General features: G+C 54.3%; 21 protein-coding genes. 15 read left to right on the forward strand and 6 right to left on the reverse strand.

Annotated elements, in window-relative coordinates:
* The first annotated feature begins 3 nt into the window (after positions 1-3).
* The 10 genes from ACWKX3_RS04310 to ACWKX3_RS04355 all read left to right on the forward strand — a co-directional run bounded on the left by ACWKX3_RS04310 (position 4) and on the right by ACWKX3_RS04355 (position 10,991).
* Positions 4-1,296: an ABC transporter substrate-binding protein gene (locus tag ACWKX3_RS04310; protein ID WP_006175601.1), complete on the forward strand. Its 1,293-nt coding sequence runs from the start codon at positions 4-6 to the stop codon at positions 1,294-1,296.
* A 22-nt stretch (positions 1,297-1,318) separates the two neighbouring features.
* Positions 1,319-2,200 carry a carbohydrate ABC transporter permease gene (locus tag ACWKX3_RS04315; protein WP_042319913.1) on the forward strand — a complete coding sequence of 294 codons (882 nt, stop codon included), beginning with the start codon at positions 1,319-1,321 and terminating at the stop codon, positions 2,198-2,200.
* Positions 2,187-3,029: a carbohydrate ABC transporter permease gene (locus ACWKX3_RS04320; protein WP_006175599.1), complete on the forward strand. Its 843-nt coding sequence runs from the start codon at positions 2,187-2,189 to the stop codon at positions 3,027-3,029. Before ACWKX3_RS04315 ends, ACWKX3_RS04320 begins: the two co-directional genes overlap by 14 nt.
* Before the next feature lie 28 nt (positions 3,030-3,057).
* Positions 3,058-4,110 carry a zinc-dependent alcohol dehydrogenase gene (locus ACWKX3_RS04325; RefSeq protein ID WP_102890764.1) on the forward strand — a complete coding sequence of 351 codons (1,053 nt, stop codon included), beginning with the start codon at positions 3,058-3,060 and terminating at the stop codon, positions 4,108-4,110.
* A gap of 17 nt (positions 4,111-4,127) precedes the next feature.
* Complete coding sequence (locus tag ACWKX3_RS04330) at positions 4,128-4,916, forward strand: sugar phosphate isomerase/epimerase family protein (RefSeq protein WP_454541332.1); 789 nt, start codon at positions 4,128-4,130, stop codon at positions 4,914-4,916.
* Positions 4,917-4,927: 11 nt separating this feature from the next.
* Entirely contained in the window at positions 4,928-5,986 is a 1,059-nt protein-coding gene (locus tag ACWKX3_RS04335; RefSeq protein ID WP_404600096.1) for a Gfo/Idh/MocA family protein, read from the forward strand.
* Positions 5,980-8,259, forward strand: coding sequence for a glycoside hydrolase family 65 protein (locus tag ACWKX3_RS04340; RefSeq protein WP_454541333.1), 2,280 nt, complete (start codon positions 5,980-5,982; stop codon positions 8,257-8,259). Before ACWKX3_RS04335 ends, ACWKX3_RS04340 begins: the two co-directional genes overlap by 7 nt.
* Positions 8,252-8,926 carry a beta-phosphoglucomutase gene (gene pgmB / locus ACWKX3_RS04345; protein WP_006175594.1) on the forward strand — a complete coding sequence of 225 codons (675 nt, stop codon included), beginning with the start codon at positions 8,252-8,254 and terminating at the stop codon, positions 8,924-8,926. The genes ACWKX3_RS04340 and pgmB overlap by 8 nt, the downstream gene beginning before the upstream one ends.
* Positions 8,927-8,928: 2 nt before the next feature.
* Positions 8,929-10,011: an ABC transporter ATP-binding protein gene (locus tag ACWKX3_RS04350; RefSeq protein ID WP_454541334.1), complete on the forward strand. Its 1,083-nt coding sequence runs from the start codon at positions 8,929-8,931 to the stop codon at positions 10,009-10,011.
* Positions 10,012-10,076: 65 nt separating this feature from the next.
* Complete coding sequence (locus tag ACWKX3_RS04355; protein WP_454541335.1) at positions 10,077-10,991, forward strand: OmpG family monomeric porin; 915 nt, start codon at positions 10,077-10,079, stop codon at positions 10,989-10,991.
* Positions 10,992-11,024: 33 nt separating this feature from the next.
* Here the strand turns inward: ACWKX3_RS04355 and ACWKX3_RS04360 are convergent, their stop codons facing one another.
* The gene (locus tag ACWKX3_RS04360) at positions 11,025-12,035 is read right to left on the reverse strand and encodes a LacI family DNA-binding transcriptional regulator (protein WP_454541336.1); all 1,011 of its coding nucleotides are present in this window, start codon (positions 12,033-12,035) and stop codon (positions 11,025-11,027) included.
* 154 nt (positions 12,036-12,189) lie between these two features.
* Between ACWKX3_RS04360 and ACWKX3_RS04365 the strand changes: the two genes are divergently transcribed.
* The 3 genes from ACWKX3_RS04365 (at position 12,190) to tyrR (ending at position 16,290) form a co-directional block, all read left to right on the forward strand.
* Positions 12,190-13,587, forward strand: coding sequence for a YcjX family protein (locus ACWKX3_RS04365; RefSeq protein WP_454541337.1), 1,398 nt, complete (start codon positions 12,190-12,192; stop codon positions 13,585-13,587).
* Entirely contained in the window at positions 13,584-14,636 is a 1,053-nt protein-coding gene (locus ACWKX3_RS04370) for a YcjF family protein (protein WP_101737625.1), read from the forward strand. Before ACWKX3_RS04365 ends, ACWKX3_RS04370 begins: the two co-directional genes overlap by 4 nt.
* 112 nt (positions 14,637-14,748) lie before the next feature.
* Complete coding sequence (gene tyrR / locus ACWKX3_RS04375) at positions 14,749-16,290, forward strand: transcriptional regulator TyrR (protein WP_006175580.1); 1,542 nt, start codon at positions 14,749-14,751, stop codon at positions 16,288-16,290.
* A gap of 34 nt (positions 16,291-16,324) precedes the next feature.
* Here the strand turns inward: tyrR and tpx are convergent, their stop codons facing one another.
* Entirely contained in the window at positions 16,325-16,831 is a 507-nt protein-coding gene (gene tpx / locus ACWKX3_RS04380; RefSeq protein WP_006175578.1) for a thiol peroxidase, read from the reverse strand.
* A 106-nt stretch (positions 16,832-16,937) separates the two neighbouring features.
* Here tpx and ycjG point away from each other — a divergent pair, with 106 nt between their 5' ends.
* Positions 16,938-17,903, forward strand: coding sequence for an L-Ala-D/L-Glu epimerase (gene ycjG / locus ACWKX3_RS04385; protein WP_236348351.1), 966 nt, complete (start codon positions 16,938-16,940; stop codon positions 17,901-17,903).
* Here ycjG and mpaA read toward each other — a convergent pair.
* Positions 17,894-18,607, reverse strand: coding sequence for a murein tripeptide amidase MpaA (mpaA, locus tag ACWKX3_RS04390; protein ID WP_006175574.1), 714 nt, complete (start codon positions 18,605-18,607; stop codon positions 17,894-17,896). The genes ycjG and mpaA overlap by 10 nt on opposite strands.
* 183 nt (positions 18,608-18,790) lie before the next feature.
* Between mpaA and ACWKX3_RS04395 the strand changes: the two genes are divergently transcribed.
* Complete coding sequence (locus tag ACWKX3_RS04395) at positions 18,791-20,407, forward strand: peptide ABC transporter substrate-binding protein (RefSeq protein ID WP_042319900.1); 1,617 nt, start codon at positions 18,791-18,793, stop codon at positions 20,405-20,407.
* Positions 20,408-20,511: 104 nt separating this feature from the next.
* On the opposite strand, the gene ACWKX3_RS04400 is transcribed toward ACWKX3_RS04395, so the two are convergent.
* The 3 genes from ACWKX3_RS04400 to ACWKX3_RS04410 form a co-directional block, all read right to left on the reverse strand.
* Positions 20,512-20,652, reverse strand: coding sequence for an Ecr family regulatory small membrane protein (locus ACWKX3_RS04400; RefSeq protein ID WP_042319897.1), 141 nt, complete (start codon positions 20,650-20,652; stop codon positions 20,512-20,514).
* Between the two features lie 72 nt (positions 20,653-20,724).
* On the reverse strand, positions 20,725-21,957 hold the full coding sequence (locus ACWKX3_RS04405) for a diguanylate cyclase domain-containing protein (protein WP_454541338.1): 1,233 nt from the start codon (positions 21,955-21,957) through the stop codon (positions 20,725-20,727).
* Positions 21,958-22,049: 92 nt separating this feature from the next.
* Entirely contained in the window at positions 22,050-24,179 is a 2,130-nt protein-coding gene (locus ACWKX3_RS04410) for a putative bifunctional diguanylate cyclase/phosphodiesterase (protein ID WP_454541339.1), read from the reverse strand.
* Positions 24,180-24,687: the final 508 nt, after the last annotated feature.

The following is a 24,687-nucleotide window of genomic DNA, read 5'->3' on the forward strand; positions in this document are numbered from 1 at the left end:
AAAATGAAAATGCCCAGAATTGTGCTGTTATCAGCACTGGTTTCGTGCGCCCTGTTAACAGGCTGTGAAGACGATAAAACCTCTGCCGTCACCATCGAGTTTATGCACTCCTCGGTGGAGCAGGAACGTCAGGCGGTGATCACGAAACTGATCGAAAAATTTGAGAAAGAAAACCCAACGATCACGGTGAAACAGGTCCCGGTCGAAGAGGATGCGTATAACACCAAGGTCATTACCCTGGCCCGTACCGGCGCACTGCCGGAAGTGATTGAGATTAGCCATGATTACGCAAAAGTCATGGACAAAGAGCAGTTGCTGGACCGTGACGCTATCGCAGAGGCCATCAAAGCCGTGGGTGAAGACACCTTCTACGACGGTATCCTGCGCGTGGTGCGTACCGAAGATGGCACCGCATGGACGGGCGTGCCAGTCAGCGCCTGGCTGTCCGGCGTCTGGTATCACAAAGATGCCCTTGCCGCGGCGGGCATTGAAGAGCCACACAACTGGGACCAGCTGCTGAAAGCCAGCCAGGCGCTCAACGATCCGGCTAAAAAGCATTACGGCATTGCGCTGCCCACGGCTGAAAGCGTGATGACCGAGCAGGCGTTTTCGCAGTTCGCGCTTTCTGGCGGTGCGAATGTCTTTGATGCGAAGGGTGATGTCGAAATCGACACGCCAGAAATGCTAAAAGCGCTGACGTTTTATAAAGCGCTGGCGGCGACCACCATGCCTGGCTCTAACGACGTCATGGAGATCAAAGACGCCTTCATGAACGGCTCTGCGCCGATGGCCGTTTATTCCACCTACATCCTCCCGGCCGTTTATAAAGACGGCAACCCGGCCAATCTGGGCTTTGTCGTGCCGACTGAAAAATCTTCAGCGGTGTACGGCATGATCACCTCGCTCACTATTACCACGGGCCAGACCGAAAACGAAACCCGGGCGGCAGAGAAGTTTGTCACCTGGATGGAGCAGGCTCAAAACGCCTCCGACTGGGTGATGATGTCGCCGGGCGCTGCGCTGCCGGTAAACAAGCTGGTGGTCGATACCGAGTCATGGAAATCCAACGACGTGATCAAAGCCTTCGGTCAGCTTCCTTACGAACTGATTGCCCAGTTCCCGAACGTTCAGGTGTTTGGGGCGGTAGGGGACAAAAACTTCACCCGTATGGGCGATGTGACGGGTTCCGGCGTTATCAGCTCGATGGTGCATAACGTCACGGTCGGCAAGCAGGATATCCCTGCCACGTTAAGCAACAGCCAGAAACGACTGGCCGATCTGATCTCACAACGATAGGAGCGCTCTGCGGAAGGGAATTATGAAGACGTTGTTTTCTGGTCGATCAGATATGCCTTTCGCCATGCTGCTGTTGGCCCCCAGCCTGATACTGCTGGGGGGCCTGGTGGCCTGGCCTATGATTTCCAACATTGAAATCAGCTTTTTACGCTTGCCGCTGAACCCGCGCATTAGCGCCGTGTTTGTCGGCCTGGATAACTACATCCGCATTCTGAGTGATGCGGCGTTCTGGCACTCGCTGTGGATGACGTTCTGGTATACCGCGCTGGTTGTTATCGGCAGTACGGGACTGGGGCTGGCCGTTGCCATCTTCTTTAACCGTGAGTTCCGCCTGAGAAAAACGGCGCGCTCGCTGGTGATTTTATCCTACGTCACGCCATCCATCTCGCTGGTGTTTGCCTGGAAATACATGTTCAACAACGGCTACGGCATTGTGAACTATCTGGGCGTGGATCTGCTGCATCTGTATGACCAGGCCCCGCTGTGGTTCGACAATCCGGGCAGCAGCTTCGTGCTGGTGGTGCTGTTTGCTATCTGGCGCTACTTCCCGTACGCCTTTATCTCGTTCCTCGCCATTTTACAGACGATTGATAAGTCGCTGTACGAAGCGGCGGAAATGGACGGGGCAAATGCCTGGCAGCGTTTTCGCATCGTGACGCTGCCCGCCATTATGCCGGTGCTGGCAACGGTCATTACGCTGCGCACGATCTGGATGTTCTACATGTTTGCTGACGTTTATCTGCTGACGACGAAGGTCGATATTTTGGGCGTCTATCTCTACAAAACGGCGTTTGCCTTCAACGACTTGGGCAAAGCAGCCGCTATCTCTGTGGTGCTTTTCGTGATCATCTTTGCCGTCATTCTGCTGACCAGAAAAAGGGTAAACCTCAATGGCAACAAATAAACGTGTACTGGGCCGTATCGGTTTTTATCTGGGGCTGGCGGTGTTCCTGATTATCACGCTGTTCCCGTTCTTTGTGATGCTGATGACCTCGTTCAAAAGCGCAAAAGAGGCGATCTCGTTGCACCCGACGATTTTCCCTCAGGCGTGGACGCTGCAGCACTACGTCGACATCTTTAACCCGCTGATCTTCCCGTTTGTGGACTACTTCCGCAACAGCATGGTGGTGTCGTTAACCTCGTCTGTCATTGCTGTGTTTCTTGGCACGCTGGGCGCGTATGCACTCTCCAAGCTGCGCTTTAAGGGACGTGCCACGATCAACGCGAGCTTTTACACCGTCTACATGTTCTCCGGCATATTGCTGGTGGTGCCGCTGTTTAAAATCATCACCGCGCTTGGGATCTATGACACCGAAATGGCGCTGATTATCACCATGGTGACCCAGACGCTCCCTACCGCGGTGTTCATGCTGCGCAGCTATTTCGACACCATTCCGGATGAAATAGAAGAAGCGGCAATGATGGACGGTCTTAACCGCCTGCAAATCATCTTCCGCATTACCGTCCCGCTGGCGATATCCGGGCTGGTGTCGGTCTTCGTCTACTGCTTCATGGTGGCCTGGAACGACTATCTGTTTGCATCCATTTTCCTGTCCAGCGCCAGCAACTTCACCTTGCCGGTGGGGCTGAACACGCTGTTTAGCACGCCAGATTACATCTGGGGTCGCATGATGGCCGCATCGCTGGTGACCGCACTGCCGGTTGTCATCATGTACGCGCTGTCTGAACGTTTTATTAAAAGTGGTTTGACCGCTGGTGGCGTAAAGGGCTGAAGCGGCCAATTTTAACAAGGAGTGAGTCATGAAGAAGTTAGTTGCGACAGCACCTCGTGTGGCTGCGCTGGTTGAATATGAAGATCGTCCCGTCGCGGCACATGAAGTCAAAATTCGCGCCCGTTTTGGTGCGCCGAAACACGGTACCGAGGTAGTGGATTTCAGAGCGGCGAGCCCGTTTATTGACGAAGAATTTAATGCGGAGTGGCAGATGTTTACCCCGCGTGAAGCGGGCGCAGCACGCGGGATCGAGTTCGGCAAGTTCCAGCTCGGTAACATGATCGTAGGTGACATCATTGAATGCGGTGCCGATGTTACGGAATACCAGACGGGCGACAGCGTCTGCTGCTACGGCCCGCTGCAGGAAACGGTGATCGTGAATGCCGTAAATAACTACAAGCTGCGCAAAATGCCGCAGGGCGCATCCTGGAAAAATGCCGTCTGCTATGACCCGGCGCAGTTCGCCATGAGCGGCGTGCGCGATGCCAACGTGCGTGTGGGCGATTTTGTCGTCGTTGTCGGCCTGGGTGCGATTGGTCAGATTGCGATTCAGCTGGCGAAAAAAGCCGGGGCATCGATGGTTATCGGTGTCGATCCTATCGCGCATCGTTGCGAAATTGCCCGCCGCCATGGGGCAGATCACTGCCTGAACCCTATCGGCACGGACGTCGGTCTGGAGATCAAAAAACTGACCGGAAAACAGGGTGCTGATGTGATCATCGAAACCAGTGGTTTTGCTGATGCGCTGCAGTCTGCGCTGCGCGGACTCGCATACGGCGGCACCATCTCCTATGTTGCTTTCGCAAAACCGTTTGCCGAGGGCTTCAACCTGGGACGTGAAGCCCATTTCAACAACGCGAAGATTGTCTTCTCCCGCGCCTGCAGCGAACCCAACCCGGACTACCCGCGCTGGAACCGCAAGCGTATCGAAGAGACATGCTGGGAACTGCTGATGAACGGCTATCTCGACTGTGACGATCTGATCGACCCGGTTGTAACGTTCACCACCAGCGCTGAAAGCTATATGAAGTATGTCGATCAGCATCCGGAACTGAGCATCAAAATGGGCGTCACTTTCTAAGCTAAGGAGAGCAAATAATGAAAATCGCAACGCAGAACCAGGCCTTTTTCCCGGCGGCGATTATGGAGAAGTTCAAGTACATCAAGGCGATGGGTTTTGATGGCTTTGAAATCGACGGCAAACTGCTGGTCGACAACCTTGACGAAGTTAAAGCTGCCATCAGCGCCACGGGCTTACCGGTCACGACCGCCTGCGGCGGATACGACGGCTGGATTGGCGACTTCATCGAGGAGCGCCGTCTGAACGGTCTTAAGCAGATCGAACGCATTCTGGAAGCCCTGGCTGACGTCGGCGGTAAAGGCATTATCGTGCCTGCCGCGTGGGGTATGTTTACCTTCCGTCTGCCGCCGATGACCTCGCCACGTAGCCTGGCGGGCGATCGCAAAGCGGTCAATGACTCTTTACGCTGGCTGGATGAGGTTGCCGCCCGTACCGGCACGACCGTGTACCTGGAGCCGCTGAACCGCTATCAGGATCACATGATCAACACGCTGGCAGATGCGCGTCGCTATATCGAAGAGAACGACCTGAAACACGTACAGATCATCGGCGATTTCTATCACATGAATATCGAAGAGGATTCGCTGGCGGAGGCTCTGCACGCCAACCGCGACCTGCTGGGTCACGTACACATTGCCGACAACCATCGCTATCAGCCGGGGAGCGGCAGCCTGGACTTCGCTACTCTTTTTGACCAGCTGCGCACCGACAATTATCAGGGCTACGTCGTTTACGAATGCCGCGTACGTGCCGACGATCCTGCACAGGCTTACCGGGACTCGCTCACTTATTTGCGTGATTGCTAAGGATGATAAGCGTGATGAGTGCTTCTACACCTTCGTCTCTGCGCGTCGCCATTATTGGCGCCGGGCAGGTTGCAGACAAAGTGCATGCCTCGTATTACGCAACGCGCAGTGATGTTCAACTGGTGGCTGTCATGGACAGCCGCCTTGAGCAGGCACAGGCGTTTGCGGAACGTCATGCCATCCCTTCGGCATGGCAGGATGTGCAAGAGATGCTGCGGGCGGTTAATCCCGACGTGGTGAGCGTTTGCTCGCCTAATCGCTTTCATTTTGAACACGTCATGGCGGCGCTGGAGGCAGGTTGTCATGTGATGTGCGAGAAACCGCCTGCGATGACCCCGGAGCAGGCCGATCTGATGCGCATCGCCGCGCGCAAAGCGGGAAAAGTGCTGGCGTATGATTTTCACCACCGTTTTGCCCGCGATACGCAGCTGCTGCGCGAGGCTGTGCAAAACGGCACCTTAGGGGAAATCTATTTCACCTCTGCGCAGGCGTTGCGCCGCTGCGGCGTGCCGGGCTGGGGCGTCTTTACTAATAAAGCTCTCCAGGGCGGCGGACCGCTGATTGATATCGGTATTCATATGCTGGATGCCGCGATGTATGTACTCGGTTTCCCGGCAGTCAAACGCGTGACGGCGCACAGTTTTCAAAAGCTTGGCACCTGTAAACACAGCGGGCAGTTTGGCGAGTGGGACCCTGCGCAGTACACCGTTGAAGATGCTCTTTTCGGGACGGTTGAGTTTTGCAATGGTGGCATACTGCGCCTGGATACGTCCTTTGCGCTGAACATCCGCGAACAGTCGATCATGAATGTCTCATTCTGCGGAGAAAAAGCCGGCGCAACGCTGTTCCCGGCACACATTTACAACGATGAAGCGGGCGAGTTAAAGACGCTGATGCAGCGGGAAGAGGCGGATGATCAGCGCCATTTACGCAGCATGGATGCCTTTGTTCGCCATGTTTTGGGCGAGCCTGTTACGATTGCCGATGCTGAGCAGGGACTGGTGATCCAGCAGCTGGTCGCGGCGCTGTACGAATCGGCTGAGAAAGGGGAAAGCGTGACGTTATGCTGAACCTCTCTGTATTAACCGATCCGGGCTTTGACCCACACGGCCTGAATAAATATGCCTCCATTATGGCATGTGGTAATGGCTATATGGGGATCCGCGCCACCCACGAAGAAGATTACACCCAGCAAACGCGCGGCATGTTCCTTGCCGGGCTGTACCATAAGGCCGGGCGTAACGAAACCAACGAACTCATTAATATTCCGGATATTACCGGCATTGAGATTGAGCTTGATGGCGAGAATTTTACGCTGCTGTCAGGGGAGATCCTCAGCTGGCAGCGTGAGCTTGCGTTTGCAAACGGTGAGCTGCGACGCAGCGTGCTCTGGCGTTCGCCTGCGGGCAAAACCTATCGTCTGGAAAGTCGCCGTTTTGTCTCCTTAGATCAGCTATCGCTGGTGGCGATGCAACTCTCTATCACCCCCGTTGATTCAGCGTCGAAAATCGTATTGAAAACCGGCATTGATGCCACGCAAACCAACAGCGGCAGGCAGCATCTGGACGAAGTTTCCGTCAGGGTCTTTGACCCGAATTTCATACAGGGCGTGTATGAAACGCAGGATCGCGCCAGCGATATAGTGGTGTCGACCTTTTGCCAGCTCTCATCCGAGAGCGAAAGCTGTTTCGCGGCCAAAAATCGTCGCGTAACGTGCCAGCATGCGCTTGAGGTTGCGGCGGGTGACACTGTCACCTTAGAGAAAATTTGCTGGGTTACCTGGCGAAGCGAAAAAGCGCTCTCGCAGGACGCGTTCGCCCGACATGCCCTGGCAGAGCTAAAAGTCTGTGCGGCACGAGGCTACGAGGCTTTACTCGAAAGCTCAACATGTGCCTGGGATAACGTCTGGCGCGACAGTCGCGTAGAGGTGGCGTCAGACTCCTGGCAGGATCAAATGGCGCTGGATTATGCAGTCTGGCATCTGACGACGATGACCCCTGCCCATGATGAACGCAGCAGCATTGCAGCAAAAGGGCTGACCGGCGAGGGCTATAAAGGGCACGTTTTCTGGGATACCGAAATTTTCCTGTTGCCTTTCCATCTGTTTACCCGTCCTGCGACGGCTCGCAGCCTGCTGCGTTATCGCTGGTTAAATCTCTCCGGCGCACGGGCGAAAGCTCGCCAAAACGGCTGGCCCGGCGCGCTGTTCCCGTGGGAAAGCGCCGCAAGCGGGCAGGAAGAAACGCCCGAATTTGCCGCGATTAATATCCGAACCGGCGTACGCCAGAAAGTCGCTTCCGCGCTGGCGGAGCACCATATTGTGGCGGATATCGCCTGGGCCGTTGTTGCTTACTGGCAGGCCACGCAGGATGAAACCTTCATGCGCAATGAAGGGCTAACGCTGCTGATGGAAACCGCACTGTTCTGGATCGGACGGGCCACGGAGGTAAACGGGCGTCTGGAAATCCACGATGTGATCGGCCCTGACGAGTATACGGAACACGTTAATAACAACGCTTATACCAACTATCTGGCCTGGCATAATGTCGACAGTGCGCTTAAGTTTGCCACGAAGTTTGGACGACAAGACCCTCAGTTCATCGATAAGGCGAACCGTTTCCTTGCGCGCCTATGGCTGCCTGAGGCCGGCGCGGACGGGGTCATTCCGCAGGATGATACGTTCCTGACAAAACCCGCTATTGACCTGAGTCGCTATAAAGCGAAAGCGGGCAAGCAAACCATCCTGCTTGACTACTCGCGCGCGGAAGTCAACGAGATGCAAATCCTCAAGCAGGCGGACGTGGTGATGCTCAACTATCTGTTGCCGGAGCGGTTTACGCCTGCGCAGTGTGCCGCCAACCTGAGCTTCTATGAGCCGCGCACGATCCACGACTCGTCGTTAAGCAAAGCCATTCATGGCATTGTTGCCGCACGCTGTGGTGATATCGAGCGGGCCTATGCCTTCTGGCGCGACGGTATCGCCATTGATTTGGGCGATGATCCGCACAGCAGCGACGATGGCATTCACGCCGCCGCGACGGGCGCGATCTGGCTGGGCGCTATTCAGGGCTTTGCGGGACTGAACGTTGTGGAAGGGGAACTGCATCTTGCCCCACAGCTTCCGTCACGCTGGCGCAAACTTGCCTTCCCGCTGCGCTGGCGCAATGCACGGATGTTCTTCACCTTTGCAAATGACATCCTGACCCTTGAAACCTCCGCACCCGTTACCTTTACGCTGTGGGGCAAAACCCTGACCGCATCAGGCGTGCAGTCCTGGTCTTATCAGGATTTTATTTTGTCTGATATTGGGACCGCTACCACGGAGGGGCGCAGTCATGCTTAAAGCCGTTGTATTTGATTTAGATGGCGTCATCACCGACACCGCACACCTGCACTTCCTGGCCTGGCGTGCCGTGGCGGCGGAGGTCGGTATCACCATCGACGAGCATTTTAACGAACAGTTGAAGGGCATCAGCCGCATGGATTCCCTTCAACGGATCCTGCAACACGGCGGGAAAGCAGAGGCGTTTGACGATGGGCAGCGTCTGATGCTCGCGGGTAAAAAAAACGATCTCTATGTGCAATCGCTTGGGTCGCTGACGCAGGACTCACTGCTACCGGGGATGGGGGAGGTGCTGGCGGACATCCGTGCAGCGAAGGTCAAGACTGGCCTGGCCTCTGTTTCTCTCAATGCGCCGCGTATTTTGCAGGCGCTTGGCATTCACGAGGCGTTTGATTTTTGTGCCGATGCCTCGCGCATCGCCCGCTCAAAACCTGATCCGGAGATTTTTCTTGCGGCCTGTGCGGGGCTGAACGTCCGCCCGGAAGAGGCCATCGGTATTGAAGATGCTGCCGCTGGCGTTGAGGCAATCAACGCGGCGGGAATGTTGTCGGTGGGCATTGGCTCAGGCCTGACGCATGCCGGGCTTCAACTTCAGTGCACGCAGGAACTAACCTGGAAATGCCTGCAGGATTTCTGGACTTCCCGGACCGTATCGAAAAGGAACTAACAATGGCTCAACTCTCTTTAAAACACATCCAGAAAATCTACGATAACCAGGTTCATGTGGTTAAAGATTTCAACCTTGAGATCGAGGATAAGGAATTCATCGTTTTCGTCGGTCCGTCTGGCTGTGGTAAATCGACAACGCTTCGCATGATTGCCGGTCTGGAGGAGATCAGCGCAGGCGAGCTGGTGATTGACGGCGTGTGCATGAACGACGTGCCCGCCAAGTCGCGCGATATCGCGATGGTTTTCCAGAACTACGCGCTTTATCCGCACATGACGGTCTATGACAACATGGCGTTTGGCCTGAAGATGCAGAAAATTGCGCCTTCGGTCATTGAAGAACGCGTCAACTGGGCCGCGCAAATCCTCGGCCTTCGCGACTACCTTAAGCGTAAGCCCGGCGCACTGTCCGGCGGTCAGCGCCAGCGCGTGGCCTTAGGCCGGGCGATTGTACGCGAGGCGGGCGTGTTCCTGATGGATGAACCGTTGTCTAACCTGGATGCCAAACTTCGCGTGCAGATGCGCGCTGAAATCAGCAAGCTGCACCAGAAGCTCAACACCACCATGATTTACGTCACCCACGATCAGACGGAAGCCATGACCATGGCCACCCGCATCGTGATCCTGAAAGACGGGATCATCCAGCAGGTGGGGGCGCCGAAACTGGTTTATAACGAACCGGCAAACATGTTTGTGGCCGGGTTTATTGGCTCGCCTGCGATGAACTTTATTCGTGGGGCCATTGACGGCCAGTATTTTGTCACGGAAACGCTGCGTCTTGAGATCCCCGCAGACAAGCTTGCCGCCCTCAACGCAAAAGGTTACCAGCGCAAAGCGATGGTCTTTGGTATCCGCCCGGAAGATATTCTTACGCCACAGCATAGTGGTGAGACTATTACCGCGAAGATCAGCGTCGCTGAACTCACCGGGGCGGAGTTTATGCTTTATGCCGCCGTCGGCGGACATGAACTGGTTGTCCGTGCGGGTGCCGCCAATGATTATGCAGCCGGAGATAATATCGGCATTCAGTTCGATATGAATAAGTGCCATTTCTTCGATGCAGAAACCGAAGAGGCTATTAGATAAAGAAGTATCAGCCGGGAATGCAAATTTCCGGTTTTTTTGGTTGTTAATTATAAAGGAATATTTTAATGAGTACTCTACTAAAAAGTGCTGCGTTTGTTTTATGCGCAGGGGTTAGCTGTGCACAGGCAACAGAAACAGCAAAGCAGTGGGATTTTAATATTGGGGCCATGTATGAAATCGAAAACGTCGAGGGTCAGGGCGACGATAAAGATGGATTATATGAACCTTCCGTATGGTTTAATGCCACATGGGATGCATGGACAATATCTCTCGCCATGTATCAGGAGGGGCCTGTCGATTACAGCAGTATGACCCGGGGAACCTATTTTGACCGCCCTGAAATAGAGTTGCGCTATCGCTTTATTGGGACAGATGATTTTACCTTTGGTCTCACCGGCGGTTTCCGAAACTACGGCTATCACTTTAAGGATGAGTACGGTGCGAAGGACGGCAGCGCGAATATGCAGCGCTATAAAATTCAGCCGGACTGGGATATTAAATTAACCGATGACTGGCGCTTTGGCGGTTGGTTATCCCTGTACCAGTTTGCTAACGATCTGGAAAAAACCGGCTATGCTGACAGCCGCGTTGAAACGGAAACGGGCTTTACCTGGACCCTTAACGAAACATTCTCTGCGAAAGTGAATTACTATTTAGAGCGTGGTTTCAATATGGACAGTTCACGTAATAACGGTGAATTTTCTACGCAGGAAATCCGCGCTTATCTGCCGGTTTCATTAGGCCAAACCACGCTGACGCCGTATACCCGGCTTGGTCTTGACCGTTGGTCAAACTGGGACTGGCGTGACGATCCAGAGCGCGAAGGCCACGATTTCAACCGCCTGGGCCTGTTGTATGCCTACGATTTCAATAATGGTCTCTCCATGACGCTGGAATATGCCTACGAATGGGAAAACCATGATGAAGGCGACAGCGATCGTTTCCACTATGCGGGCGTGGGCGTGAATTACGCGTACTGACCGGTCTGTCACCAGGGGCGTGTGCCCCTGGTGTTAGCGTAGCGACGCGGTAAACGAAAAGTGGGTATCCACCAGGATTTTTTGCGGGGCAGGTGTACCGGCAATACGTTTAAACAGCAGGTCGCAACTCTCTTCGCCCAACTTCTGCGTGGGGATATCAAAACCGCCTGGGGCCGGGGTCAGTATGAGGGACAGCATCGGATCGCTGTATCCCGCCACGGCCAGCTGCCCGGGGATCATCAGGTTCAGCTCGTCTGCGGCGCGGTACAGGCTTAGCAGCTTCATACTGTCAGTGGCGAACACCGCATCCGGGGGATTCGCGGATGAGAGCAGGCGACACGCTGCCGCCAGTGCGCTCTCGTGGGTATAACCGCCATCGATCATCCAGTCGGGATTAATGTCTATGTGGTTATGTTCAAGGCTGGCCTTATAACCCGCCAGACGGTCTATTGAAACGTGGTAATCAAGCGGGGCGTGTAGACAGGCTATTTTGCGATGCCCCTGTTTAATAAACGTCTCGGTGAGTGTGAAACTATCACGGAAGTTATCAGTGTCGACCGAGCAGATATTGTTATATTCGCCTTCCACTTTACCAATAACGACAACGGGCACGCCGTATGCATCCAGCCTTGAAAAATAGGATTCATTGGCTGGCGAACTCAGCATGATGATCCCTTTAATCATTTTTTGCTTAATTTTGCTTTCGCATTTCACTAAATCATCTTCACTGTTTTTCGATGTCTGCAATATAACGTCAAAGCCTTCCTGCTCCGCTTTCGCCGTTATTGCATGAAGCACGTCGGAGAAAAAAGGATTGCCCGCCGTGGTTTTTGTCGATCGTGTTGAAATGACCATAATGGCATCAAAGCCAGAAGAGGTCAGGGCGCGTGCAAGTTTATTCGGTTGATAATTTAAGGCTTCAATCGCCTTTTGCACTTTTTCGAGCGCTTCAGGAGAGATATTGGTTTGTTTATTCAATACTCGTGACACGGTTGATTTCGAAACGCCAGCAACCCGCGCAATATCATAGATGGTGGGTGACATACACCTTACTCACTTCTACTGACAGCAATGACGTTCATCTTACTGGAGAAAAAACGGCAATAGCAATAATTATGAATTGATAATCAACGATCTGCCCCAATTTATTGTATTCTGAAGCAAGTCATTACAGGCTTCCAGGCAATGAAGGACGGCGATGAAGCGACTTAAAAATGAACTTAACTCTCTGGTCAACCGTGGCGTGGATCGCCATCTGCGTATCGCCGTAACGGGGCTGAGCCGCAGCGGTAAGACGGCGTTTATCACCGCCATGGTTAATCAGCTGCTCAACTTGCACGCAGGTGCGCGATTGCCGCTGTTGAGCGCGCTAAGAGAAGAGCGTCTGCTGGGCGTGAAACGAGTCCCGCAGCGTGACTTTGGTATCCCGCGTTTTACCTACGATGAAGGTTTAGCCCAGCTGTACGGCACGCCTCCGGCCTGGCCTACGCCCACGCGAGGGGTTAGTGAGATCCGCCTTGCGCTGCGCTTTCGCTCCAGTGAATCCCTGATCCGGCATTTTAAGGACTCTTCCACGTTGTATCTGGAAATCGTGGATTATCCCGGTGAATGGCTGCTGGATTTACCCATGCTGGCGCAGGATTATCTCAGCTGGTCTCGTCAGATGACCGGTCTGCTGCAAGGCCAACGTGCGGAATGGTCGGCGAAATGGCGACAGCTGTGCGAAGGTCTGGATCCGCTCGCCCCCGCCGACGAGAATCGGCTGGCGTTAATCGCCGAAGCGTGGACGGACTACCTGCATCAATGTAAACGGGAAGGGCTGCATTTTATCCAGCCCGGGCGTTTTGTTTTGCCGGGCGATCTGGCGGGTGCACCTGCGCTCCAGTTTTTCCCGTGGCCTGACGTTGACGGTATCGGTGAGTCAAAACTGGCGCAAGCGGATAAACATACCTGTGCCGGCATGCTCCGCGAGCGTTACAACTACTACTGTGAAAAAGTGGTCAAAGGATTCTATAAGAATCACTTTTTACGCTTCGACCGCCAGATTGTGCTGGTGGACTGCCTTCAGCCGCTTAATAGTGGGCCGCAAGCGTTCAACGATATGCGTCTCGCGTTAACGCAGCTGATGCAAAGTTTTCACTACGGCCAGCGCACGCTGTTCCGCCGCCTGTTTTCTCCGGTTATCGACAAGCTGCTGTTTGCGGCAACCAAAGCAGACCATGTGACGGTCGATCAGCACGCCAATATGGTGTCACTGCTCCAGCAGCTGGTACAGGATGCGTGGCAAAACGCCGCGTTTGAGGGCATCAGTATGGATTGCCTGGGCCTGGCCTCGGTTCAGGCGACGCAGAGCGGATTGATTGACATCAACGGCGAGAAAATTCCGGCCCTGCGGGGGCATCGCCTGAGTGACGGTGAACCGCTTACCGTCTATCCTGGTGAAGTTCCTGCACGCCTGCCGGGACAGGCTTTCTGGCAGAGCCAGGGTTTCCAGTTCGAGGCTTTCCGTCCGCAGATGATGAACGTTGACCAGCCGTTACCGCACATCCGCCTGGATGCCGCGCTTGAGTTTTTGATAGGAGACAAATTGCGATGACGGAACCATTGAAACCGCGCATTGATTTTTCCGGCAAGCTGGAACAGGAGCAGGCAGAAGTCTTTAAGTCTGCGCACACCTTCAGCGGCACGCAGGCCGAGAATTTTGCTCCCGCCCGGGTCGATGAGCCGCTGGTCGAAGACGGGCAGGCGGAAGCGGTGATTGACGCCGCGCTGCGGCCCAAACGCAGCCTGTGGCGCAGGATGGTGATGGCCGGACTGACGCTGTTTGGAGTGAGCGTGGTCGGGCAGGGTGTGCAATGGGCGGCTAACGCCTGGCAAACCCAGGACTGGGTGGCGCTCGGTGGCTGTGCGGCGGGTGCGCTGATTGTCGGCGCGGGCGTGGGGTCGGTTGTCACCGAATGGCGCAGGCTCTGGCGTCTGCGGCAGCGTGCTCACGAGCGCGACGAGGCACGAGACTTGCTGCACAGCCACGGCACGGGAAAAGGGCGGGCGTTCTGCGAAAAACTGGCAAGCCAGGCAGGGATCGATCAGTCCCATCCGGCGCTGCAACGCTGGTATGCCGCTATTCATGAAACCCAGAATGACCGGGAAGTGGTGACGCTCTACTCCCATATGGTGCAGCCGGTGCTGGATGCGCAGGCGCGCCGTGAGATCAGCCGCTCGGCGGCAGAGTCGACCCTGATGATTGCCGTCAGCCCGCTGGCGCTGGTGGATATGGCGTTTATCGCCTGGCGTAACCTGCGCCTGATCAACCGTATTGCCAGCCTGTACGGGATCGAACTTGGCTATTACAGCCGTCTGCGTTTGTTCAAACTGGTGCTCCTGAATATCGCCTTTGCCGGTGCCAGCGAGCTGGTGCGTGAAGTTGGCATGGACTGGATGTCGCAGGATCTGGCTGCGCGCCTGTCGGCCCGCGCCGCGCAGGGCATCGGCGCAGGTCTGCTGACCGCGCGCCTGGGCATTAAGGCGATGGAGGTGTGCCGTCCGCTGCCGTGGATCGACGGTGATAAGCCGCGGCTGGGGGATTTTCGCCGCGAACTGATTGGTCAGCTTAAAGAGACGCTCAATAAAAAACCCGTGGCGTAATGCTTTTGTTCACTAATCGTGCTGGCTGTCAATATTTGTTGACAGCCACCTTCCCGAACACCGTGATCTGACATATCATTTTAGTGTTAATGGCTTAAACGGTGAATTTCCCATGCGTCTGGAAGTCTTTTGTGAGGACCGTCTCGGTCTGACCCGCGAGTTACTCGATCTCCTTGTTTTACGTAGCATTGACTTACGTGGCATAGAGATTGACCCTGTCGGGCGAATTTACCTCAACTTTGCCGAAATTGAATTTAATACCTTCAGCAGCCTGATGGCGGAAATCCGCCGTATCGCTGGCGTTACGGATGTGCGTACCATCCCCTGGATGCCTTCAGAGCGTGAGCACCTCGCGCTCAGTGCATTGCTGGAGGCCATGCCTGAACCTTTCCTGTCGCTGGATTTGAAAAGCAAAGTTGAACGCGTCAACCAGGCCAGCTGTCAGCTTTTCGCGCAGAGTCAGGAGAAGCTTAGCAATCATCACGCGACCCAGCTGATCCCCGGCTTTAATTTCCAGCGCTGGCTGGACAGCAACCCGCAAAACACCCACAGCGAACATGTCGTGATTAACGGACAGAATTTCCTGATGGAGATCACCCCGGTGTACCTGAAAGGGGAAAACGACGCGCGCGTCTTAACCGGTGCGGTGATCATGCTCCGTTCAACCGTTCGCATGGGCCGCCAGCTGCAAAATCTTTCCAGCCAGGATGTGGGTGCGTTTAGCCAGATCGTTGCGGTCAGCCCGAAGATGCGTCATGTAGTCGATCAGGCGCGCAAGCTCGCTAACCTCACTGCGCCGCTCCTGATCACCGGGGATACCGGTACCGGCAAAGATTTGCTGGCACACGCGGTGCATCAGTCCAGCCCGCGTGCGGCTAAACCGTATCTGGCGCTGAACTGTGCTTCGATTCCGGAGGATGCGGTAGAGAGCGAACTGTTCGGCCATGCGCCGGAGGGTAAAAAAGGCTTCTTCGAGCAGGCGAACGGTGGCTCGGTGCTGCTGGATGAGATCGGCGAAATGTCGCCACGCATGCAGGCCAAGCTGCTGCGCTTCCTGAACGATGGCACCTTCCGCCGCGTCGGGGAAGATCATGAGGTACATGTGGATGTACGCGTGATCTGCGCTACCCAGAAAAACCTGGTCGAACTGGTGCAGAAAGGGGTATTCCGCGAGGATCTCTATTATCGCCTGAACGTGCTGACGCTGAACATTCCACCGCTGCGTGATTGCCCGCAGGACATCATGCCGCTGACCGAACTGTTCGTGGCCCGTTTTGCGGACGAGCAGGGCGTACCGCGCCCGAAACTGTCCGCTGATTTAGGCACAGTGCTGACGCGCTACGGCTGGCCGGGCAATATCCGTCAGTTGAAAAACGCCGTTTATCGCGCGTTGACTCAGCTCGAAGGGTACGAACTGCGCGCGCAGGATATCCTGTTACCGGATTACGATGCCGGAACCGTGTCCGTGGGCGAAGAGGCGATGGAAGGTTCGCTGGATGATATTACCAGCCGCTTCGAACGTTCGGTGCTAACGCAGTTGTACCGTAGCTACCCGAGTACCCGTAAGCTGGCTAAGCGTCTGGGCGTGTCGCACACGGCGATTGCCAACAAACTGCGTGAGTATGGTCTGAGCCAGAAGAAGGGTGAAGAATAAATAAAAAAGCCTCTGCAAAGAGGCTTTTTTGTTATTACGCTTTCAGCACGTCGAGAGCGGCGGTGTAATCCGGCTCGGTGGTGATTTCGTTTACCAGCTCGCTGAATACAACGGTGTCGTTTTCGTCGATGACCAGAACAGCACGCGCCGCCAGACCTTTCAGCGCACCTTCGGAGATAGCCACGCCGTATTGCTCAAGGAATTCCGGGCTGCGCAGGGTGGAAAGGGTGATAACGTTGCTCAGGCCTTCGGCTCCGCAGAAGCGAGACTGGGCAAACGGCAGGTCAGCAGAAATGCACAGCACCACGGTGTTGTCCATTTCGGTCGCCAGCTGGTTGAATTTACGCACGGACGCGGCGCATACACCGGTATCAATGCTTGGGAAAATGTTCAGGACTTTACGTTTGCCGGCAAACTGGGCCAGCGTGACGTCGGACAGGTCTTTCGCTACCAGAGTAAAAGGCTGCGCTTTGCTACCAGACTGAGGAATGGAACCTGCAACAGCTACCGGGTTGCCCTGGAAATGGACGAGTTGTGACATAGATATCTTCCTGTTTACAAATAGTTAACGTCGTGGCTAGTGTATGCCAACAGCAGATAACACGGCAAACCAATTTTTCGCCTTACCGGGCTGCAAGGAGTCAATGATGAGAAGTGTTAAGGTCTATGAAGAAGCCTGGCCACTGCATACCCCGTTTGTGATCTCCCGCGGCAGCCGTAGCGAAGCCAGCGTTGTCGTGGTGGAGATAGAAGAAGAGGGGGTGAAGGGCGTGGGAGAATGTACGCCTTATCCGCGTTACGGGGAGAGCCTCGCCTCGGTGATGGCGCAAATTATGACCCTGGTGCCCGAGCTGCAAACCGGGTTGACGCGTGACGCGCTCCAGCAACGTTTACCTGCCGGCGCAGCCCGTAACGCCATCGACTCTGCGCTCTGGAGCCTTGGCGCAGCACAGCAGCAGTCCTCTTTGTCCGCCATGCTGGGCGTGACGTTGCCAGAGTCGATCGTTACCGCGCAAACCGTCGTGATTGGCGAACCCGAACAGATGGCTGCAAGCGCAAAAGCGTTGTATGAGACTGGCGCGCGGCTGCTCAAGGTGAAACTCGACGATCGGTCATTGAGTGAACGTATGGTCGCCATTCGCGCGGCCGTGCCGCAGGCAACCCTGATCGTTGATGCAAACGAGTCGTGGCATAGTGAAGGACTGGCCGCACGCTGCCAGCTCCTGGCCGATCTGGGCGTCGCCATGCTGGAGCAACCCTTACCGGCGAATGAGGATGCGGCTCTGGAGAATTTCATTCATCCATTGCCGATCTGTGCAGATGAAAGCTGTCATACCCGTGACAGCCTGTCGCAGCTAAAAGGCCGGTATGAGATGGTGAACATCAAGCTCGATAAAACGGGCGGGTTAACCGAAGCGCTTGCCCTTGCGCAAGCGGCCAGAGAGGAAGGGTTTGGCTTAATGCTTGGCTGTATGCTGTGCACCTCCAGGGCGATCGGCGCAGCGTTACCGTTAGCAAATCAGGTGCGCTTTGCCGATCTCGATGGCCCAACGTGGCTTGCTGTGGATGTCTCACCCGCGCTGAGCTTTTCCACCGGGGTGCTTCACCTTTGAGGTTGCCACTGCAGAAGATCTACCATCGCCTTGAGGTACTTCTCGCTTGCCTCATCGGACGATATCGGCGGGAATTCTGCGGTAATGCAGTGTAACCCCAGATCGACGCACCAGCTGCCAAAGGACCCCGGCGTTTCGTAGCCAACGCTTGTCACCAGCGGCAGGGAAAACGCGTCAGCAAGCCACTGACCCAGCGCCGTGTGGCGGGGATCTTCAATGCAGGCCAGCGGATCGTGAAAAGAGACCACCCACGCGGGGTGGATCTTATGGATAAGCTGGCACAGCGCCTGGGTTTCCGGTTCAGAGCCGGGCTTTTCTCCCGTCAGTAAAACAACGTCACGCTCCCGGGCCGAGCTGTTCCAGCGATACACCGTCTCACCGGCACGCCAGTTAGCCGCCGGGAAATTACGATTTAAATCGATCCCTCTCGCATTTGCCCGTAGTCCAAGCTGACAGCCGTCCGGGTTGACGGTCAAAATGACGTGATGACGACGCAGTTCCGGGGCAAGGGTGCGCAGCGCGCAGGATAAGGTCACGATGGAGGAGTTCTCATCCCCGTGTGTACCGGCAATAATTAAACCGCTATCGCGATCGGCCTCAGGAGCAGGGAACCAGATCAGCGGTGCGCCTAAAAAGGAGCGGCCATAATGCTCGGTTCCTGGCGGGAAAGCGCCGCGTTCTGTTCGGGGTCTTGTCAGTGCCATAGGAAATCCTGATGAAGAAGTCTTTACAGGCAGTGTTGTGCAAAACCGGGGGTAAATCAATGCGTTTCCTGTGCGGCTTAAAATTGTCAGATATCAACTTTCCGGGTTAAGGTATTTGCATTTCTCTGTTTCGAAACAAATAATTACGCAATTGCTGTTAGCTGACTTCTTAAAGGGGATCTTATGAAGCATCCTGTTTCGCTGCTTTGCTCTGCGCTGTGGCTGTGCGGACTCTCTTCACTCTCTTATGCTGCTGATGTGCCACAGGGAACTGTGCTGGCGCAAAAACAGGAACTTGTCCGACATATTAAAGATGAACCGGCTTCGCTGGATCCGGCGAAAGCGGTGGGATTACCGGAGATTCAGGTGATCCGCGATCTGTATGAAGGGCTGGTTAATCAGAATGAGAAAGGGGAATTAACGCCCGGCGTGGCAACGCACTGGCAAAGCAATGATAACCGTGCCTGGACCTTCACGCTTCGTGACAACGCTAAGTGGTCCGATGGAACGCCGGTAACGGCGCAGGACTTTGTCTATAGCTGGCAGCGTCTGGTCGACCCGAAAACCACTTCGCCATTTGCGTGGTTTGCTGCACTGGCGGGCATTACTAACGCCCAGGCAATCATCGACGGTAAAGCGGCACCTGATACGCTTGGCGTAACGGCTGTCGATGCCAAAACCCTACGCGTTCAGCTCGATAAACCGCTGCCCTGGTTCAGTAACCTGACGGCAAACTTTGCGTTTTTCCCTGTCCAGAAAGCCAATGTCGAAAGCGGCAAGGCGTGGACGCGCCCAGGTCAACTGGTCGGTAACGGCGCGTACGTGCTGAAAGACCGCGTCGTGAATGAAAAACTGGTGGTCGAACCGAATGTCCACTACTGGGACAATGCGAAAACGGTACTGAAAAAAGTGACGTTTATTCCCATTAACCAGGAGTCATCGGCAACTAAACGCTATCTGGCAGGTGATATTGATATCACCGAATCTTTCCCAAAAAACATGTACCAGAAGCTGCTCAAAGATATTCCTGGACAGGTTTACACCCCGCCGCAGCTGGGCACCTATTACTATGCCTTTAACACGCAAAAAGGCCCCACTGCGGATGCCCGCGTGCGTCTTGCTCTGAGCATGACGATCGATCGCCGCATTATGGCCGAGAAGGTATTAGGCACGGGTGAGAAGCCCGCCTGGCATTTCACGCCGGACGTGACGGCAGGGTTTACTCCGGAGAAATCACCTTTTGAGCAGATGACGCAGCAGGAGCTGAACGCCCAGGCAAAAACGCTGCTGCAGGCCGCAGGTTACGGTCCTCAGCGCCCGCTGAAGTTAACCCTGCTGTACAATACCTCCGAAAACCATCAGAAGATTGCCATTGCGGTGGCGTCTATGTGGAAGAAAAACCTGGGCGTTGACGTCAAACTGCAGAATCAGGAGTGGAAAACCTACATTGATAGCCGTAATACCGGCAATTTTGATGTGATCCGTGCGTCATGGGTAGGAGATTACAACGAGCCATCGACCTTCCTGTCGCTGCTGACCTCGACCCATAGCGGGAATATCTCCCGCTTTAACGATCCGGCGTACGATAAGATTATCAACCAGGCGACGCTGGAAACCACCGCCAAAGCCCGTAACGTCGATTACAACATGGCTGAGAAAATTCTTGCGGAAAAAGCGCCTATCGCGCCTATTTACCAGTACACCAATGGGCGTCTGATTAAGCCGTGGGTTAAAGGGTATCCGATTAACAACCCGGAAGACGTAGCGTATAGCCGCACGATGTATATTGAGAAGCACTGATGTGTGCGGGTTGCCTGCTGACGGCAGGTAACCCCTTCTGCAGCGCCTGGCCGCTATTCAGAAAAGAGATCTTGAAGGGCAAAGACACTCATTTTAATCGTTTCCTACAACGCCTCAATAGACGGATACAGACTGTTTTCAAAATATTCGACGACGTACCAGATCTCGCCGCTAAAAATAAACCATAGCCCAAATATAATAAGGCTTAAAATAGTTAAGATGAGTATTATTTCTGTTTTTCCCATCGCAGACTAACCCACCTGTATTTCATTTTTCGAGGTGGGCATTGTAGCGGGGGTTTCTGTTTTACTCCAGTTTCATGCGGCAAGGACTTTATTGCGGCCATCGTTTTTGGCGCGGTACAGTGCGTCGTCTACACGCTTGAACAGCTCATCAATATTCTCACCCTGATTGTGCCGCGCCACACCAATGCTGACGGTGAAACGTGGCAGCCCCGGGATCGTGATATGCGCCACCGTGGCGCGTATGGTTTCGGCAATTTGCATCGCGGTTTCGAGCGGGGTGCGCGGCAGCAGAAGCACAAACTCTTCACCTCCCCAGCGGAAGACATAATCATCTTTCCGGCAGCAGGCCTCCAGCGTTCTCGAAAGCGAAATCAGCACTTCGTCGCCTTTGAGGTGTCCGAACACATCATTTATGTCCTTGAAACGATCGGTATCCACCAGCAACAGGCTGAATTGCTGCTGTGCGGGAAGATGGGAAGGATTGGTTTGCTCCGTAATGGCATAAAACTGGCGACGGTTAAGCAGACCGGTCATCGAATCACGGAGCGCGGCATGTTCCAGCTCCTGTTCGAGCCTTTTTTGCTCGGTAATATCATGAATGATGCATAGCATCAGCTTGTCGCCGTAGATCTCAATAGGCCCGGCATACGTTTGCACGTGGCGGGTCGTGCCGTCGGCAAGACGATGTACAAAATTGAGCGGTTTATGGCCGCCGGGCAAACGGGCAATCTCGGTCATCACCGGCAGAACATTGCGGCCCAGCGTGTTGATCTCCCAGGTGTGTTTGCTGCACATCTCATCGTGGAGATAGCCGTAAAAATTGAGCGCGGCGAGATTCGCATCCACAATTTGACCGTCTCTGGCAGGGTCGATGAGCAACATCGGCGCGCTGTTGGTGAGGAAAAACCGTGCGTAAAATCCCTGTTTCTTGCGTTGATAGGTCGCCGATCGGCTGGCCTTGAGTCCGGTGGCTGCCTGCTGTGGAAGGCCTTCAAACAGAATAATCTCGCCATAAGGCTCTATATGATTCAGCGTGAGCCGGCAGCTCAACGTGGTTTCCTGAGCATCACGCCAGACTGTCCAAATCTCAATAATTTCCCGATCGGTTTTCAGGTCGGCGACATACATAGAAAGAACGGTTTGGGCACTGGCGGAATATATTCCTCTTCGCATTTCGTTGAGGGTTTTATTACACATTACCTTTGCCGCCGCGGCGTTGGCAAAAAGTATCTGTTCTGAAACAGGAGAAATCAGCCACACGGGCGTGGTAATCAAATGCAGCGCATCGAAGCTGTGTTGCGACATAGAAAAATCCTGTTCATCGGCACGCGGTGCCTGACGATCACGCCGGAATTATTTCGCGTGGGTTCTTTTGAAACATACCTTATTCAATCACATCAAGCATGATTTTTTTGTGAAATATAAGATGAATCAGAATGTATTTTCCCTATGTGGATAATTTGTTTATCTGAGTTTTTTTGCAAAAGCAGCCAGGGTACCTGTTCTGCCGGTAACGGTCGGGAGAACAGAAAACCCTGTAGGTAATCACAGCCCATCTCCGCCAGCGCGGCCTGTTGTTCTTCGGTTTCAATGCCTTCTGCGACCACGCTCATTTCCATGGTGCGGGCAATATTAATAATGGTTTCAACCAGTTTTCTGCTTTTTTCATTTACCAGCATTGAGTTGACAAAGCTTCGGTCAATTTTTAGTTCTTTAGCCGGAAGAACGCTCAACATCAGCAGGTTGGAATACCCCGTACCAAAATCATCAATTGAAACGGTGATCCCGGCCTGGGTGAAGGCATTAAGCAACTCAATGCTGCGATCGAGATCTTTGAGCGCGGTACTCTCTGTCACTTCCAGAATGAGCCGGGATGGCGCGAGGGTATATTTTTGCAGCATGGATGAAATAACCTGGAATAAATCCTGCTGTTCAAATTGTACTGGCGACAGGTTGAACGACAATGTCCACTGGCTAAAACCCTGTTCCGTCCAGAAATGCAGCTGTCGACAGGCAGCTTCAATGGCCCAGTTTCCCACCGGCACGATCAGCCCCGTTTGCTCCAGCGACGGTAAAAACAGGTTTGGAAGTAAAACGCCTTGCTCCGGATGCCGCCAGCGCAGCAGCGCCTCGAAACCATGGATCGCATTTTGATCGGCGATATAGGTTGGCTGATACCAAAGTTCAAACTGATCGCGTTCAAGCGCCTGGGACAGCTCCTGCAGAAAACCCGGCTCTGCCGGGATGACGGTGGACATCTGTGCCCGGTACACCGCCCATCCGTTACGTCCCTCCCGTTTGATGTGTTGCATGGCCGCATCTGCTTTGAGTTTTAGCTCATGCAGCGTTTCGCCATGCTCGGGATAGAGACTCACTCCCGCACTGAGGGTGACGCTCAGCGTGTGTCCGCACACGGATAGCGGTCGACGGATATCCTCAAGCAGGGGAGTAAGATGCAGGTTCAGCTTCTCATCGTCGTAGTCCGGGAGCAGCAGAATGAATGCATCGCCTCCCAGCCTGGCCAGCGTGACCTCCCGGGTGAGCCTTGCCGTAATTCGCTGTGCAACGGCAATGAGCAGCTCGTCACCGACGTGGTGACCCCAGGTATCGTTCACCCGTTTAAAATGGTCGATATCGAGAAATACCACGGCAAACGATTTTTTATTGAGAAGCGCACTGTGCAGACAATCCTGTAGCCGGATATCCATCTGATGCCGGTTGGCAAGGCCGGTGAGGGCGTCAAAACGCGCCTGCAGTTCGAGCTGACGGTTGAGTTGCTGCAAATTGTCGGTCAGCCTTGCCGTGCGCCAGTGAGAGTCCACCAGCGAGATAATCAACATGATCCCCAACAGGCATAACGTCGTTACGGAAACCCATATCGATAAACCCAGTTCGCTGATGCCGCCCGGCACGGTGTGTTCCATCTCGTGAAAATGGGCGGCGCTCATGCCGGTATAGTGCATGGCGCAGATCGCCGCGCCCATCACCAGCGCGGCGACAATGCGGTTGATAAAGAGGCCTTTTCGTTTGTCTCGCAAGTGGAAGGCGAGCCAGAGCGCAACGCCGGACGCAGCGACGGCAATGATGACTGAGAGCAGAACGATACGCCTGTCCCAGATGATACCGCCTTTGAGCATCAACGCTGCCATACCGACGTAATGCATCGACACGACGCCCGCACTGAGAATGAGCGTGGCAAAGATCAGGCGTAAGGGTGAGAGCGATTTTCCGCGAACGGCAATGTTGATCGCCAGTGTAGACGCCAGGACCGCCACGCCGAGTGAGGCGAGCGTGAACCAGAGGTGATAACTCATGATCATCGGCATGTTCATCGACAGCATACCAATGAAATGCATTGACCAGATCCCAATACCCAGCGTGATCCCGCCCGCCATGCGCCAGAACATCGCGGCCTTACGCCCAGAGAGAGGGATTTTTCCCGCGCTGTCCAGCGCCACAAACGAGGCGATAAATGCCACCAGATACGAGATGGCGATTAATACCGGGTCCCACGATACATTGAGCATGCTGCCATCCCACGCCAAAAGGAGTTACAAAGTTCGCCTGCCAGGCATACCTTTTCTGTGCCAGTGGCATACGGGTTTAAAGATGATGAGTCAGTTATTGTGTGACATAACCCGTGGTATTAAAAATAACCTATAAAAAATATGATATATATTATCTTTAATAGCCTGTTAAGCATCGCTACACAATACAGGAGGTTAACATCATTGCTCCTTAAGTATGCCTGCAAATATCTGGCGTCCTCAGAGATAATGTTATCGCTTGAATATGCCATAAACCAGCAGGACAGGATGGCGGAACCCACATTTTAAGTAATACGATGCTTTATCTCTCCTTAAATGAAATTTCTGCAATCATGCGGCAAAACTGAAAAGCGGTGCAGATCGTGAGGACAAATTTTGCTGCCAATGCTATAAACCTTAATGCCGACCAAAATATAAAGTTGTGGGAATTGTCATGCTAAAAAATATTAGTGTCAGAACTTTTATTATCTATTTCCTTTTATGTGTT

The organism is Enterobacter sp. UPMP2052 (assembly GCF_053709675.1).